This window comes from Pantoea eucrina, assembly GCF_001691555.1.
Taxonomy (GTDB): domain Bacteria; phylum Pseudomonadota; class Gammaproteobacteria; order Enterobacterales; family Enterobacteriaceae; genus Pantoea; species Pantoea borealis.
The window spans coordinates 2,248,295-2,263,723 of record NZ_MAYN01000008.1; the positions used below are offsets into that span (position 1 = coordinate 2,248,295).

Annotated in this window: 14 protein-coding genes; 2 read left to right on the top strand and 12 right to left on the bottom strand. The window is 56.6% G+C overall.

Going from position 1 to position 15,429, the window contains the following annotated elements; genetic code table 11:
* The first annotated feature begins 1 nt into the window (after position 1).
* Both zapD and yacG read left to right on the top strand, forming a co-directional pair.
* Entirely contained in the window at positions 2 to 745 is a 744-nt protein-coding gene (gene zapD, locus BBA90_RS16755; RefSeq protein ID WP_065650128.1) for a cell division protein ZapD, read from the top strand.
* Positions 746 to 753: 8 nt separating this feature from the next.
* Positions 754 to 951 carry a DNA gyrase inhibitor YacG gene (gene yacG / locus BBA90_RS16760; protein WP_039382601.1) on the top strand — a complete coding sequence of 66 codons (198 nt, stop codon included), beginning with the start codon at positions 754 to 756 and terminating at the stop codon, positions 949 to 951.
* Between the two features lie 26 nt (positions 952 to 977).
* Here yacG and mutT read toward each other — a convergent pair whose 3' ends face one another.
* The 12 genes from mutT to murD form a co-directional block, all read right to left on the bottom strand.
* Complete coding sequence (gene mutT / locus BBA90_RS16765; protein ID WP_065650129.1) at positions 978 to 1,373, bottom strand: 8-oxo-dGTP diphosphatase MutT; 396 nt, start codon at positions 1,371 to 1,373, stop codon at positions 978 to 980.
* A 125-nt stretch (positions 1,374 to 1,498) separates the two neighbouring features.
* Entirely contained in the window at positions 1,499 to 4,204 is a 2,706-nt protein-coding gene (gene secA, locus BBA90_RS16770) for a preprotein translocase subunit SecA (RefSeq protein ID WP_065650130.1), read from the bottom strand.
* A 71-nt stretch (positions 4,205 to 4,275) separates the two neighbouring features.
* Positions 4,276 to 4,776: a secA translation cis-regulator SecM gene (secM, locus tag BBA90_RS16775; protein WP_065650131.1), complete on the bottom strand. Its 501-nt coding sequence runs from the start codon at positions 4,774 to 4,776 to the stop codon at positions 4,276 to 4,278.
* A gap of 267 nt (positions 4,777 to 5,043) precedes the next feature.
* A complete protein-coding gene (gene lpxC / locus BBA90_RS16780) occupies positions 5,044 to 5,961 on the bottom strand; it encodes a UDP-3-O-acyl-N-acetylglucosamine deacetylase (protein WP_065650132.1) in 918 nt (305 codons plus the stop codon).
* Positions 5,962 to 6,061: 100 nt separating this feature from the next.
* Positions 6,062 to 7,216 carry a cell division protein FtsZ gene (gene ftsZ, locus BBA90_RS16785; protein ID WP_039382590.1) on the bottom strand — a complete coding sequence of 385 codons (1,155 nt, stop codon included), beginning with the start codon at positions 7,214 to 7,216 and terminating at the stop codon, positions 6,062 to 6,064.
* Between the two features lie 72 nt (positions 7,217 to 7,288).
* Entirely contained in the window at positions 7,289 to 8,545 is a 1,257-nt protein-coding gene (gene ftsA / locus BBA90_RS16790) for a cell division protein FtsA (RefSeq protein WP_039382588.1), read from the bottom strand.
* Positions 8,545 to 9,381, bottom strand: coding sequence for a cell division protein FtsQ (ftsQ, locus tag BBA90_RS16795; RefSeq protein WP_065650133.1), 837 nt, complete (start codon positions 9,379 to 9,381; stop codon positions 8,545 to 8,547). The genes ftsA and ftsQ overlap by 1 nt, the downstream gene beginning before the upstream one ends.
* A gap of 1 nt (position 9,382) precedes the next feature.
* Positions 9,383 to 10,303, bottom strand: coding sequence for a D-alanine--D-alanine ligase (locus BBA90_RS16800; protein WP_065650134.1), 921 nt, complete (start codon positions 10,301 to 10,303; stop codon positions 9,383 to 9,385).
* Positions 10,296 to 11,771 carry a UDP-N-acetylmuramate--L-alanine ligase gene (murC, locus tag BBA90_RS16805; RefSeq protein ID WP_065650135.1) on the bottom strand — a complete coding sequence of 492 codons (1,476 nt, stop codon included), beginning with the start codon at positions 11,769 to 11,771 and terminating at the stop codon, positions 10,296 to 10,298. The genes BBA90_RS16800 and murC overlap by 8 nt, the downstream gene beginning before the upstream one ends.
* Positions 11,772 to 11,841: 70 nt before the next feature.
* Positions 11,842 to 12,900: an undecaprenyldiphospho-muramoylpentapeptide beta-N-acetylglucosaminyltransferase gene (gene murG, locus BBA90_RS16810; RefSeq protein WP_065650136.1), complete on the bottom strand. Its 1,059-nt coding sequence runs from the start codon at positions 12,898 to 12,900 to the stop codon at positions 11,842 to 11,844.
* Positions 12,897 to 14,111 (bottom strand): cell division protein FtsW, encoded by a 1,215-nt coding sequence (ftsW, locus tag BBA90_RS16815; RefSeq protein WP_065650137.1) that lies wholly within the window; start codon positions 14,109 to 14,111, stop codon positions 12,897 to 12,899. The genes murG and ftsW overlap by 4 nt, the downstream gene beginning before the upstream one ends.
* Positions 14,111 to 15,427 carry a UDP-N-acetylmuramoyl-L-alanine--D-glutamate ligase gene (gene murD, locus BBA90_RS16820; protein ID WP_065650138.1) on the bottom strand — a complete coding sequence of 439 codons (1,317 nt, stop codon included), beginning with the start codon at positions 15,425 to 15,427 and terminating at the stop codon, positions 14,111 to 14,113. The genes ftsW and murD overlap by 1 nt, the downstream gene beginning before the upstream one ends.
* Positions 15,428 to 15,429: the final 2 nt, after the last annotated feature.

Consider the following 15,429-nt stretch of genomic DNA (forward strand, 5'->3'; position numbering starts at 1 on the left):
AATGAGTACAGTTGTTCTGTTCGAGCATCCGCTGAATGAGAAGATGCGCACCTGGCTGCGCGTCGAGTTTTTACTCAATCAGCTGCATGAAACGGTACCGGTAAACCATTCCGTTGCCGCACTGGGCGTATTTCGCATTCTTGCTGACCTGCTGGATATTTTTGAGCGCGGCGATATGCGGACTGAGTTGCTCAAGGAGCTGGAGCGTCAGCAGCAAAAACTGCGCGCCTGGCTGGATGTTCCCGGCGTGGATGAGCAGACGGTAAGCCAGCTCAGCAACCGTCTTAAACAGCTCTCTGCTGAACTGCTGAACGCACCGCGCATGGGCCAGCATCTGCGTGACGATCGGCTGATATCGCTGGTGCGTCAGCGTCTCAGTATCCCCGGCGGCTGCTGCAGTTTCGATTTGCCCGGATTGCACATCTGGCTGCACCAGGAGCAGGCGCTGCGTGATACGCAGGTAGCTGGCTGGCTGGCCTCGCTTGAGCCGCTGCGCAACAGCCTGACGATGATCCTCGATCTTATCCGTCAGTCTGGCGTATTTCGTTATCAGACCAGCCTGAATGGCTTTTATCAGGACAATGCTGAAGGCGCAGACCTGCTGCGGCTGCGGCTGACGCTGGAAGATGCGCTCTATCCGCAGATTTCAGGTCATAAAAGCCGCTACGCTATTCGTTTTTTGCCGCTGGATAGCGAACAGGGCGTGGTGCCTGCCCGCCTGAATTTTGAACTGGCCTGCTGTTAGAGGATATTATGCCGGAAGAGATGATTACCGTACCCTGCCCGAACTGCGGCAGAGATGTGATGTGGGATGAGCTGAGCCCGTGGCGTCCGTTCTGCAGCAAACGCTGTCAGCTGATTGATCTTGGTGAATGGGCCGCAGAGGAAAAACGCATTCCCAGCAGTGGCGACCAGACCGACAGCGATGAGTGGAGTGAAGAGCAGCAGTAAAGCAGCAGGGGCATGATGCCCCTGTTTCAGAGTTCGTCGGCCACCAGACGGGCAATCAGCGCATGGTTTGCAGCCGGAAACTCCTCTGCAATAAGATCGCGCTGCGCCACCCAGCGCTGTGGCTGTCCCTCGCGTCCCCACGGCTCACCCTGCCACGCTTCCACCAGAAAAAAATGCAGCGTGACGCGCAGATCATCATACGCGTGGTCAGCCTGACCGATTGCGGTTGCATGGGTCACCTCAATACCGGTTTCCTCCATCAGCTCACGCTTCAGCGCCTGTTCCGCGCTTTCATTCTGTTCAATCTTTCCGCCGGGGAATTCCCATTTGTTTGCCATATAAGAGCTGGCTGCGCGCTGCGCAAGGAAGATCTGGCGGCTGGCATTACGGATAATGCCGACTGCAACCTGCAGGTGCTTCATAGAGTTGATCCCGCTTTATTAGTAAAGAGCGCAGAGTGTAAAACAGCGCAGCGCGGATGTTAATAACCCGGCCTGAACAGCGTCACAGCGCCAAAAAAAAGGAGCCCGCAGGCTCCTTTTCAGGGTCAGGCCAGACGGCCGTGACACTGCTTATACTTTTTGCCCGAACCACACGGGCAGGGATCGTTACGCCCTGTTTTACGCTCACCGCCCTGCGCTGCCAGCGCCTCGGCGGCGGCGGTTTCATCATCCACATGGCTCAGCTGCTGCTGCTGTGCCAGGCGTTCAGCTTCTTCGCGACGCTGCTGCTCCATCGCTTCAACCTCTTCCGGCATCCGTACCTGAACTTTGCTCAGCGTGCTGATCACTTCATATTTCAGTGACTCCAGCATCGCCGCAAACATGGCAAAGGATTCACGCTTGTATTCCTGCTTGGGATCTTTCTGGGCATAGCCGCGCAGGTGGATACCCTGGCGCAGATAGTCCATCGCCGCCAGATGCTCTTTCCACAGCGAATCCAGCGTTTGCAGCATCACGCCTTTTTCAAAGTTGCGCATCATTTCGGTGCCCACAACCTCTTCTTTCGCCGCATAGCTTTCACGTGCGCGGGTCATGATACGTTCACGCAGCGTCTCTTCATGCAGATCCGGTTCTTTGTCCAGCCACTCAGCAACCGGCAGATCGAGATCGAAATCGTTACGCAGGCGCTCTTCCAGCCCCGGTACATCCCACATTTCTTCCAGCGACTGCGGCGGAATATAGGTGTCGATTGTCGCCTTGAACACATCCTCACGAATGCTGTTGATGGTGTCAGAGACGTCAGAGACATCCAGCAGTTCATTACGCTGACTGTAGATAGCACGACGCTGGTCGTTTGCAACGTCATCATACTCCAGCAGCTGCTTGCGGATATCGAAGTTGCGGCTCTCAACCTTGCGCTGCGCGTTAGCAATCGCTTTGGTCACCCACGGATGTTCAATCGCTTCGCCCGGCTTCATGCCGAGTTTGCGCATCATGTTTGAAACGCGATCGGAGGCGAAGATACGCATCAGCGCATCTTCCATAGAGAGGTAGAAGCGAGAGGAGCCGGCATCGCCCTGACGACCGGCACGGCCGCGCAGCTGGTTATCGATACGACGCGATTCATGACGCTCAGTACCGATAATATGCAGACCGCCTGAGGCCAGTACGGCATCGTGACGCAGTTTCCACGCCTCTTTAATCGCCTGCACCTGCTCTTCAGACGGCGCTTCCAGCGCAGCCACTTCAGCCTGCCAGCTGCCGCCCAGCACGATGTCGGTACCACGACCCGCCATGTTGGTCGCGATAGTCACCGCTCCCGGCTGGCCTGCCTGTGACACGATATCGGCTTCGCTGGCGTGGAACTTGGCGTTCAGCACGCTGTGCTTAATCCCGGCACGCGTCAGTTCGTTAGAGACCACTTCTGATTTTTCAATCGAAATGGTCCCCACCAGCACCGGCTGGCCTTTTGCCGTACAGGTGCGAATATCTTCGATAATGGCATCGATCTTCTCTTTCTCGGTCATGTAGACCAGATCGGCCATGTCTTTACGCACCATCGGACGGTTGGTTGGCACCACGATAGTGTCGAGTTTGTAGATGGAGCTGAATTCAAATGCTTCCGTGTCCGCCGTCCCGGTCATACCGGCCAGCTTCTCATAGAGGCGGAAGTAGTTCTGGAAGGTGATGGACGCCAGCGTCTGGTTCTCATTCTGGATATCTGCGCCTTCTTTAGCTTCAATAGCCTGATGCAAACCATCAGACCAGCGGCGCCCCTGCATGGTACGTCCGGTGTGCTCATCAACAATGATGACCTCACCCTCTTTAACGATATAGTCAACGTCCCGGGTGAACAGCGCGTGCGCCCGCAGCGCGGCGGTAACGTGATGCATCAGCATAATGTTGGTTGGCGAGTAGAGTGACTCACCCTCCTCCATAATGCCCTGGCTGACCAGCAACTCTTCAACCTTGACCAGACCGCGTTCGGTCATGTGCGCCTGACGCGCTTTTTCATCAACCCAGAAGTCGCCTTCGCCCTGGAAGTTATCAGAATCTTCTTTTTCCTGACGGACCAGGTGCGGGATGATTTTATTTACTTTGATGTAAAGATCGGAGCTGTCTTCTGCCGGACCAGAGATGATCAGCGGCGTACGCGCTTCATCAATCAGAATGGAGTCAACTTCATCCACCAGCGCATAGTGCAGTTTACGCTGTACGCGCTCTTCCGGACTGAATGCCATGTTGTCGCGCAGGTAGTCAAAGCCATATTCGTTATTGGTGCCGTACGTGATATCAGCCGCATAAGCTTCACGTTTGGCAACTGCAGGCATGCCAGGCAGGTTGATACCGATGCTCAGGCCCAGGAATTCAAACAGCGCGCGGTTGTTCTCCGCATCACGTTGTGCCAGGTAGTCATTGACGGTCACAACATGCACGCCTTTACCGCTCAGCGCGTTCAGGTAGGCGGGCAGCGTAGCGGTCAGCGTTTTACCTTCACCGGTACGCATCTCCGCGATGCAACGCTCATTCAGCACCATGCCGCCAATCAGCTGCACGTCAAAGTGGCGCATACCAAAGACGCGCTTACTCGCTTCGCGTACGGTGGCGAACGCTTCCGGGATCAGGCTCTCCAGCGCTTCACCCTTCTCCAGACGGGCGCGGAATTCATTGGTTTTGGCCTTCAGCTCATCGTCTGACAGTTTGACGAACTCAGGTTCCATCTTATTGATGACATCTACCGCTTTGCGCATGCGGCGCAGTGTACGATCGTTACTGCTGCCAAATACTTTCGTTAACAGTTTGATTAACATGTTTAATTATTCTCTTATCAGCCGGTATATCGCGGCCGGTTAACTCTTAAAAAGGGGGAAAAGGAGTGTAATCAGGCAACGAAAGGTCCGGCGCGGATACCATTGCTGGTAGCCTGCCAGTCGGCAGCGGCATGCGCCATCGGAGGATGATAACAGGCGTCCAGCAGAGTCAGATGCGCGGGCTGAGGCTGTACAGGCGATGTCAGCAGCGCCTGCAGCGAATCAATCAGTGCCAGCTTCTGTACAGCCAGCGGCAGCGCAATCTCAGCTTCGGCTTCAGTAACCGGAGACAGGCTGAATGAGAGATGGCGGATCACCGTGCGGATAGCGTGCTGATGCCAGTAATCGACATTAGCGCCAGGCCGGCGGGCGCTCTCCTGCAGCCGGATCAGGTGATCAAAATGAACCACATTGCCGGTAAACAGACTGCTGACAGGAGAATCGTTAGCGGAAGGCTCGGCATTTTGCGCGCAGGCAGGCAGGCCAAGACTGGCCGCCACCATCCCCAGCAGGAGATGTGGCCAGAAATAGCGCCTGCCTAATTGTCGCCAGCGTGAAAAAATTCCGATCACAATCCGTCCGCAACGTTAATAACACATCCGTGCGGCTGACATGCTGTCAGCCCGCTTATATGAGCGCCAGATAATAGCACTTATGTACGGCTTCCACAGCAGAGATCAGGCGGCTTACAGCGGATTTCACGCTTTTCGTTCAGCATTTCATCAGACAGGACAGCATTTTGCGGGCGGGCTTCCACGCCATCAGACAGGCGAAAAAAAACGGCGGATACCGCTGACCGGAGAGAGTGTCAGGGTATCCGCCGTTTTTATTACAGGCTGTTAAGCCAGTACTAAATTAGGTGCTTTAAATGCCAGCGGCAGCTCAGCTTCATCTTCGAAGGTGGCCCATTCCCAGGCTTCCTGTTTCGCCAGAACAGCCTGCAGCAGCTTGTTGTTCAATGCGTGACCTGATTTAAACGCCGAAAAGGCGCCAATCACGTTGTGACCACACATAAACAGATCACCGATAGCATCCAGCATTTTGTGCCGGACAAACTCATCTTCAAAGCGCAGGCCATCTTCGTTCAGCACGCGGAAATCATCAAGACCTATCGCACAATCTAAACTACCGCCCAGGCACAGGCCTTTAGACTGCAGATATTCGATTTCACGCATAAAGCCAAAGGTGCGCGCACGGCTGATCTGGCGGACAAACGCCTCAGCCGAGAAGTTGAGCTGGTAACGCTGCGAGCTTGAATCGATGGCCGGATGTTTGAAATCGATAGTGAAATCGAGCGAGAAACCGTTATAAGGTTTGATCTCAGCCCACTTATCGCCATCTTCTACCCGTACCGCCTGCTTAACGCGCACAAATTTTTTCGCGCTGTTAAGTTCTTCCACGCCCGCGTCCATCAGCAGATAGACAAAAGGTGCGGCGCTGCCATCCATAATTGGAATTTCCGGCGCATCGACTTCCACAATAATGTTATCGATACCCAGACCCGCCAGCGCGGCGTTCAGGTGTTCAACTGTTGAAATACGTACGCCTTCATCGTTCACCAGGCAGGTACTCAGCATGGTGTCGCGCACGTATTTTGCATCAGCCGGAAAATCAACCGGTGGATTCAAGTCAGTGCGACGATAGATGACCCCGGTGTTAGCCGACGCAGGGCGTAAAGTCAGCATGACTTTCTTGCCGGTATGTAAACCGACACCAGTCGCCTGAACAATACGTTTTAATGTCCTTTGTTTGATCATCGCATTATCTCGCAATATTACCATCCGACCGCCAGTATAAATTACCAGCGGGCGAAGACTTTAGCACAAAGAGCGGGAAATCCCAATTATCAGCTTATTCTTAATCTGCCTGTTTACGCAGGAATGCTGGAATATCAAGATAGTCAGGCTCTTTACCGGAAGCGGCCGGCTGCTCATTCACAACTTTAGCTGCTGGCTTCTGCTCCTGCGGCAGCGGCGCCATGCCGTGCTGCTGATAGCGGTGGTCCATAACCGGCTGTGAAGCAGGTTTATTGGTCACCAGGGTGATTTCCGGACGCTTATCCATACCGATGCCGGTGGCCACCACGGTGACACGCAGCTCGTCGTTCATCTCTGGATCCAGTGACGTACCGATAACCACGGTCGCATTGTCAGAAGCGAAGGCGCGGATGGTGTTACCCACGGTTTCAAACTCATCCAGACGCAGATCGAAGCCGGCGGTGATGTTAACCAGCACACCACGCGCGCCAGAGAGATCGATATCTTCCAGCAGCGGACTGGAAATCGCCATTTCAGCGGCTTCTTCAGCACGATCTTCACCGCACGCCACGCCAGAACCCATCATGGCGTAACCCATTTCTGACATCACGGTACGCACGTCTGCAAAGTCGACGTTCATCAGGCCCGGACGGGTAATCAGTTCTGCAATACCCTGTACCGCACCTTTCAGTACATCGTTTGCCGCGCCAAAAGCGTCCAGCAGTGAGATACCGCGGCCCAGTACTTTAAGCAATTTGTCATTCGGGATGGTGATCAGGGAGTCAACGTGTTTGGACAGCTCAGCAATACCCTGCTCAGCAAACGCCATACGTTTTTTGCCTTCAAAATTGAACGGCTTGGTCACGACGGCAACGGTCAGAATACCGAGATCTTTCGCCACTTCAGCGACAACAGGTGCCGCACCGGTACCGGTACCGCCTCCCATACCGGCTGCGATAAACACCATGTCTGCCCCATCCAGCGCAGAACGCAGTGCTTCGCGATCTTCTTCCGCTGAGGTACGACCGACTTCCGGGTTAGCCCCTGCGCCAAGACCTTTGGTGATATTGGTCCCGATCTGGATCGTCTGGCCGACCGCTGTCTTACGTAACGCCTGAGCGTCCGTGTTTACAGCAAAGAATTCCACACCTTCGATACGCTCGCGCACCATGTGCTCTACGGCGTTGCCACCGCCACCGCCGACGCCGATGACTTTAATCACCGCGTCATTGGTTAATTCCATAGGTTCAAACATGATTTCTCTCCGTTATGTGCCTGTTCGCCTGGAGATCATAAACATTGCCAGCATGATCTCCTTTTATCAAAATTAAAACTCTTTCTTCAGCCAGCTGTTGATTCGTTTAAACCAGTTGCCAACCGAAGCACGTTTTTCTGTTTCTGCATCACCGTTCAGGTGTGACTCTTTACCATAGTGCAGCAGGCCGACCGCCGTAGAGTAATATGACTCCTGAGCGTAATCGGTCAGGCCGGTAATGTTCAGCGGCTGGCCAATACGCACCTGCGTATGAAATACACGCTGTGCGCAGGCTGCCAGACCTTCAATTTGCGCCGCGCCGCCGGTTAATACAATACCGGCAGCAAGATGATGCTTCACACCCTGCTGGCGCAGCTGTTCCTGCAGTTGCAGAATCTCGTCGTTCACCAGATTCAGCAGTTCGGTGTAGCGCGGCTCAATGACTTCAGCCAGCGTCTGACGCTGCAGGCTGCGCGGCGGGCGTCCACCTACGCTTGGCACTTCTACATTCTCATCTTTGCCGACAATCGATCCCAGCGCGCAGCCGTGGCGGACTTTGATCGCCTCGGCGTCAGTAGGCGGTGTACCAAACGCGTAGGCGATGTCGCTGGTCACAACGTTCCCGGCATAGGGGATAACTTTGGTGTGACGCAGTGCGCCGCCGGTGTATACCGCGATATCCATTGTACCGCCACCGATGTCGACAACACAGACGCCCAGCTCACGTTCATCTTCGGTCAGGACAGAAAAGCTGGAAGCCAGTCCGGCAAAAATCAATTGGTCAACTTTAAGCCCGCATCGTTCAACTGCTTTCACGATATTTTTCGCCATATCGTTGTGACAGGTGATTAAATGTACTTTGGCCTGCATACGGACACCGGATAAGCCCACCGGGTTCTTGATGCCCTCCTGGTAATCAATGGCGTATTCCTGCGGAATAACATGCAGAATGCGATGCTCATCGCGTACACGCACCGATTTAGCCGTATGGACAACGTTTTCCACATCATCCTGAGTCACTTCCTCTTCGGAAATCGGAACCATCCCGATTTCGTTCTGACAGCTGATGTGTTTGCCCGATAAAGCCAGGTAGACTGACGAAATCTGGCAATCTGCCATCAGTTCCGCCTGATCGATAGCGCGCTGTACGCACTTCACCACTGACTCCAGATCGTTTACGCCGCCTTTGTCCATACCGCGCGACGGGCAGCTGCCCACCCCGATAATATTGACCATACCATCGGGCAGAATTTCTCCAACCAGGGCGGCAACCTTCGCGGTGCCAATTTCAAGTCCTACTACCAGTTTTCTGTCCGTTGCCTTGATCATTATGGTTTAGCCTGTGCCTGGTTCTGTTGCTGATTACTGTCCTGTGGCTCAATCGGTGCCGGAACCCAGCCTACTGCGGCGCCAGAGTCATAGCGTAGATCAACATAATCAACACGCTTGCTTTCATTCTGGCCCTGCAGCTGAAGCTCCGGATAGAGCTCAATAAAACGGTTCAGACGCTTCATGGTATCGCTCCGCCCCAGTTCGATTCGGATATCGTCCCCGGTGACCAGCTGCCATGAGCGACGCGCCGTCATCGACGCGACCTTCAGGGTAAACTTGCTGGCCTGGAGCACATCCCGCAGGGAGTGATAGCCCGCCAGCACCTCTTTTTCACTGCCTTCCGGTCCATAGAGCATCGGCAGATTTTCTTTGCCGACATGGCTGGCCGGAACGCTGAAGGAGACGCCATCGGCATCTACCATGTGTGAGTCGTTCCAGCGTGCAACCGGAACATACTCCACCAGATTTATCTTCAGCTCATCAGGCCACTGCTTACGCACGCTGACCTGTTTAATCCAGGGTAATCGTTCAATCTGCTGCTGAATGATGTCCACATTCTGCGACATAAAGGTCCCGGGGGCACCCAGTGACAGAATCGCCTGGCGAATATCGTCATGCGTGGTGTAATGGGTTTGCCCCGTTACCACCAGCCTCGATAGCGGCAGACGTGAAGCGTCATTCATCCACTTCAGCACCACCAGACCACCGGCTATCATGGTGCCCAGCACCAGCAGCAGAAACACAATGCCAAACAGCCGTGCGCCGTTGCTGCGCCCGGTGCGGGCTCGCTCCTGAGGTTCGCGATTGCGTACGCGTAGCGCTGCCTGAGACATATCAGTCAGCCAGCGCCAGAATGCGCGTCACCAGCTGCGGGAAACTGTAACCCGCCTGCCGCGCTGCCATCGGGACCAGACTATGGCTGGTCATGCCCGGCGACGTATTTACCTCCAGCAGCTGAAAATCGCCTTTGCTGTCGGTCATGACATCCACACGCCCCCAGCCGCTGCAGCCCAGCGACTGCCAGGCAGCCAGCACCAGCTTTTGCAGTTCCGCTTCTTTTTCCGCACTCAGACCACTGGGACAGAAGTACTGAGTATCGTCAGAAATGTATTTTGCTTCATAGTCATAGAAAGCGCTGGCTGTTTTAATTTTAATGGATGGCAGGATTTCTTCCCCGACAATTGCCACGGTATATTCATCACCGCTTAAAAAAGCTTCAATCAGCACATCATTGTCATGGCGAAATGCTTCATCCAGCGCCGCTGGCAGGCTGTCAGCGTCGTCAACCCGGCTGATACCTACGCTGGATCCTTCACAGCTCGGCTTAACAAACAGCGGTAAACCCAGCGCCCCGATAGCGTTCACGGTCTGCGCATCGATCCCCTGCTGATACTGTTCACGGGTCAGCCAGACAAATTTGCCTGACGGCAGTCCCCTGCCCTGCCAGAGCAGCTTGGTTCGCAGTTTATCCATGGTGACAGCAGAAGCCATCACGCCACTGCCCGTATAGGGCAGCTGCATAAAGTCCAGCACGCCCTGCAGCGTGCCATCTTCACCACCGCGCCCGTGCAGCGCGATAAAGGCTTTGGTAAACCCCTGCTGTTTCAGCGTCAGTACCGATACATCACGGGTATCCACACCGTGCGCATCAATACCCATTTCCTGCAGGCCAGCCAGCACCGCGCTGCCTGACTTTAGTGACACCTCGCGCTCTGCCGAGGTGCCGCCCATCAATACGGCGACTTTATCAGCCATGACGCGCCTCCTGACCCGGTACAGTCTGCAGCTGATTATCAGCCAGCCGGCGTGCAATTTTGCCGATATTCCCCGCGCCCTGCACAATCACTAAATCATCACCTGATAGCAGGGGGGCCAGCGCATCCGGCAGTGCGTCATGCTCAGCCACCAGAATCGGGTCGACTTTGCCGCGACTGCGGATCGCACGGCACAGAGAGCGGCTGTCGGCGCCCGGAATCGGTGCCTCTCCGGCCGGATAAACCTCCAGCATTAGCAGCACATCCACCTGGGAGAGCACATTGGCAAAATCGTCAAACAGATCGCGGGTGCGGGTATAGCGGTGCGGCTGGAAAACCATCATCAGCTTTTTATCCGGCCAGCCAGCGCGCGCGGCCTTAATGGTGACATCCACTTCGGTAGGGTGATGACCGTAATCGTCAACCAGCATTGCGCTGCCCGGCTTGCCGTTTACGGCAGCCGTATCAAACTCACCCAGCACGTCAAACCGGCGTCCGGTGCCCTGGAAGCTCTCCAGCGCCGCAAGAATGGCCTCATCCTCAATACCCTCTTCGCTGGCGACCGCTACGGCCGCCGCGGCGTTAAGAGCATTATGGCGGCCAGGCGCATTCAGGGTGACCTGCAGCAGCGGCTTATCGTGACGGCGCAGAGTAAAATGTCCCTGCGCACCGCGCTGCTCATAGTTCTCTACCCGCACATCCGCATCATCGCTGAAGCCGTACGTAGTAATCTGGCGACCCACGCGCGGGATCAGGTCGCGGATCACGACATCATCCACGCAAAGCACCGCGCGGCCATAAAACGGCAGGTTGTGCAGGAAATTGATAAAGGTCTGTTTCAGGTTCTCAAAATCGCCCTGATAAGTATCCATATGATCCGCTTCGATGTTGGTCACAATCGCCACCATCGGCTGCAGATGCAGGAAAGAGGCGTCGCTCTCGTCCGCCTCAGCAATCAGGTAACGGCTGGTCCCCAGCCGCGCATGCGTGCCTGCCGCTTTCACCAGGCCGCCGTTAACAAAGGTCGGATCCAGCCCGCCTTCCGCATAGATACTGGTGACCATCGCGGTAGTCGTGGTTTTACCGTGCGTACCGGCAATGGCGATGCCGTGGCGGAAACGCATCAGCTCTGCCAGCATCTCTGCGCGACGGATCACCGGAATACGCTGCTCGCGGGCAGCCACCAGCTCCGGATTATCCTGCGCCACCGCGGTTGAAACCACGACCACGCTCGCATCGGTGACGTTCTCCGGACGATGGTTAAAATAGATAGTCGCCCCCAGCGAAGCGAGATGCTGGGTCACCGGATTGGGCGCCAGATCGGATCCGCTGATGTGATACCCTTCATTCGCCAACACTTCGGCAATACCGCCCATGCCGGCACCGCCGATGCCAACAAAGTGGATGTGCCGGACGCGTCGCATCTCGGGCACAATTGAACGCAGTTTTGCCAGTTGTTGTGTATTCATCGCTCTCTGTTACCTGTTTTCCTGTTCGCACCCGCATACGGATGCAGGCCTATTCATCAGGCCCGAAAATTTACTTTGCAGCGCGCGCCACTTCACGGGCAACGCGTTCGGTGGCATCCGGGATCGCAACCTGACGGGCCTGTTCAGCCATGGTCAGCAGCGTCGCGCGGTCCCACTGGCGCAGCGTCTCCGCTACCCCTTCCGCAGTGAACTGCGGCTGCTCAAAAATTTTGGCCGCGCCCGCGTTTTCCAGCGGCAGCGCATTCCAGTATTGCTGGCGATCTTTATGCTGAAACGGCACGAAAATAGCCGGCAGACCTGCCGCCGCAATTTCGCTGACCGTCAGCGCACCTGAACGACATACCACCACGTCCGCCCAGGCGTAGGCAGCGGCCATATCGTCGATAAACTCGGTAACCTTATGCTGTGGCTGACCCGCAGCCTGATACGCCTGCTGCACTATCGCCTGGCCGCCTCGGCCAGTCTGATGCCAGAGGGTAATGGCATCGCCCAGTTCGGCAGCAACCTGGGGCAGCGTCTGATTCAGGATCCGTGCGCCCTGACTGCCGCCAACAACCAGCACCCGCAGCGGGCCGCTGCGATCGCGCAGGCGTTCAGCCGGCGACGGCAGCGCCAGCACATCGGTACGCACCGGGTTACCGACGATATCCGCCGCCGGAAACGCACCGGGAAACGCCTGCATCACTTTAGTGGCAATTTTTGCCAGCCATTTGTTGGTGAGTCCCGCGATACCGTTCTGCTCGTGAAGCACCACCGGGATACCGCAACTCCATGCCGCCAGACCACCCGGCCCGGAGACATAGCCACCCATGCCCAGCACCACGTCGGGCTGCCACTGTTTCATGATGCGGCGGGCCTGACGCCAGGCGTTGATAATACGCACCGGGGCCAGCAGCAGCGCTTTGATGCCTTTGCCACGCAGTCCGCTGATGCGAATGAAGTCGATCTCAATGCCGTGTTTTGGCACCAGATCCGCTTCCATCCGGTCAGCCGTTCCCAGCCAGCGTACCTGCCAGCCCTGCTCCATCAGATGATGTGCCACGGCCAGGCCGGGAAACACGTGTCCGCCGGTTCCGCCAGCCATGACCATCAGCCGTTTGCTACTCATCGGGCACCTCGGGTAAACGCCTGCGCTTTCGCGAGGCGCGTTTCATAATCGATACGCAGTAAAAATACGATGGCGGTCGACATAATAATCAGACTCGAGCCCCCGTAACTGATCAGCGGCAGCGTCAGGCCTTTTGTCGGCAGCATACCGGCTGCCGCACCGACATTAACCAGCGCCTGGAAGCTAAACCAGACGCCAATTGAACAGGCGAGAAAGCCGGAAAAGCGCTGGTCAAGTTCAAGGGCGCGACGGCCGATCGACATCGCGCGAAAAGCGACGAAGAATACCATTAACAGGGCTAAAACCACACCGACATAACCGAGCTCTTCGCCGATTATCGAGAAGATAAAATCGGTGTGCGCCTCCGGCAGATACTCCAGCTTCTGCACGGAATTCCCCAGCCCCTGCCCCCAGAATTCACCGCGGCCAAACGCCATCAGCGACTGCGTCAGCTGATAGCCGCTGCCAAACGGATCTTCCCAGGGATTCCAGAACGAGGTGACGCGGCGCATACGATAGGGTTCGGCGATAATCAGCAGCACCACGGCAAAGATCCCGGAGCCGATAATCGCAAGGAATTGCCACAGTTTGGCGCCCGCGAGGAACAGCATCGCCAGCGTGGTCACAAACAGCACCACCACCGTTCCGAGGTCCGGCTGCGCCAGCAGCAGTACGGCGAGGATCACCATCACGCCCATCGGCTTACAGAAACCCCAGAAGTTATTACGCACCTCTTCCACTTTACGCACCAGATAACTGGCGAGATAGCAGAACAGGGAGAGCTTTGAGAGTTCCGCAGGCTGAATACGCAGCGGCCCCAGCGCAATCCAGCGCGATGCACCGTTAACCGAGCTGCCCACGACCAGTACAATCAGCAGCATCAGCACCGACGCTACCAGCATGGCGTTGCTGTAGCGCTGCCAGAAATCCATCGGAATACGCAGGGTAACCAGCGCCATACCGAGTGCCAGCAGGATATAAAACGCATCGCGCTTGGCAAAATAAAAGGGATCGTCGTTCAGACGCTGTCCTACCGGCATGGAGGCAGACGTCACCATGACAAACCCGATAATGGCCAGACCAAACGTCAGCCATAAAAGCGTGCGATCGTAAAGCACCACCGGCGCATCGTCGCCGTCGCGCGCGCCCATGACCCAGTCGCGCAGACGCACGGACAGGAAACTGGCAAGGGCAGTTCCGGGTATACGCATCAGCCTGACTCCTTCGCCAGCTGCGCGAAGAGATCGCCGCGCTGCTCAAAATTACGAAACTGATCGAGGCTGGCACAGGCGGGCGAAAGCAGCACCATGTCACCAGCCTGAGCCGCCGCGGCAATCTGTGCGACCGCCTGCTGCAGCGTTTCGGTTCGTGTCGCCACGTCTGGTCGCAGTGCGGCCAGCGCATCGCCATCGCGGCCAAAGCAGAACAAACGGACATTGTCGCCCTGCAGATAACGCGCAAGCGGAGAGAAATCCGCGCCTTTACCATCGCCGCCGAGCAGCAGCCAGAGCGTACCCGCTACCTGCAGCCCCTGCAGCGCCGCTTCGGTACTGCCAACGTTGGTGGCTTTGGAGTCGTTGATCCAGCGCACTCCGCGCGCTTCATGCACTAACTGGAAGCGGTGCGGCAGACCGCTATAGGTCGTCAGCGCTTTCAGGCTCGACGCGCGCGGGATAGCCACTGCATCCGCCAGCGCCAGCGCAGCCAGCGCATTGGTGTAATTGTGCTGCCCCACCAGCTTCATCTCAGCGGTGTTCAGGATCTTTTCGCCGCGAGCGCGCAGCCAGGTGCTGCCCTGCTGCCGGGTCAGATGATAATCGCCCAGGTCGACGCCAAAGCTGATACAGCGCCGATCGGCACCGCGGACCGGCATGGTCAGGCCATCATCGGCATTGACGACACAAATCGCTGCGTTTTCATAAATACGTAACTTGGCGGCGCGATACTGCTGCATACCCAGCGGATAGCGATCCATATGATCTTCGGTCACGTTGAGGATCGTAGCCGCCGCCGCTTTCAGACTGTGTGTTGTTTCCAGCTGAAAGCTGGAGAGCTCAAGAACATAGAGCTGCGCGGGCGATTTCAGCAGCGTCAGCGCCGGCAGGCCAATGTTGCCCCCGACGCCCACAGCCCAGCCCGCTGCACGGGCCATTTCGCCCACCAGCGTCGTGACCGTACTTTTACCGTTGGAGCCGGTGATGGCTACCACCGGCGCCTGCGCTTCACGGCAGAAAAGCTCAATATCTCCCACAATCTCAATTCCGGCGTCCGCTGCTTCGCTCAGGGCCGGATGCGCCAGCGCAATGCCGGGGCTGGCCACGATCAGATCGGCGGCCATCAGCCAGTCGCTGTTGATACTGCCGGTATGACACGCCACCTGCGCCGGCAGCTTATCCTGGCCGGGTGGTGAGACGCGGGTATCCATAACGCGCGGCGTCACGCCCTGCCCCAGGAAGAAATCGACACAGGAGAGGCCGGTAATACCCAGCCCGATAATGACAACGTTTCTGCCCCGATAGTCAGCCATGA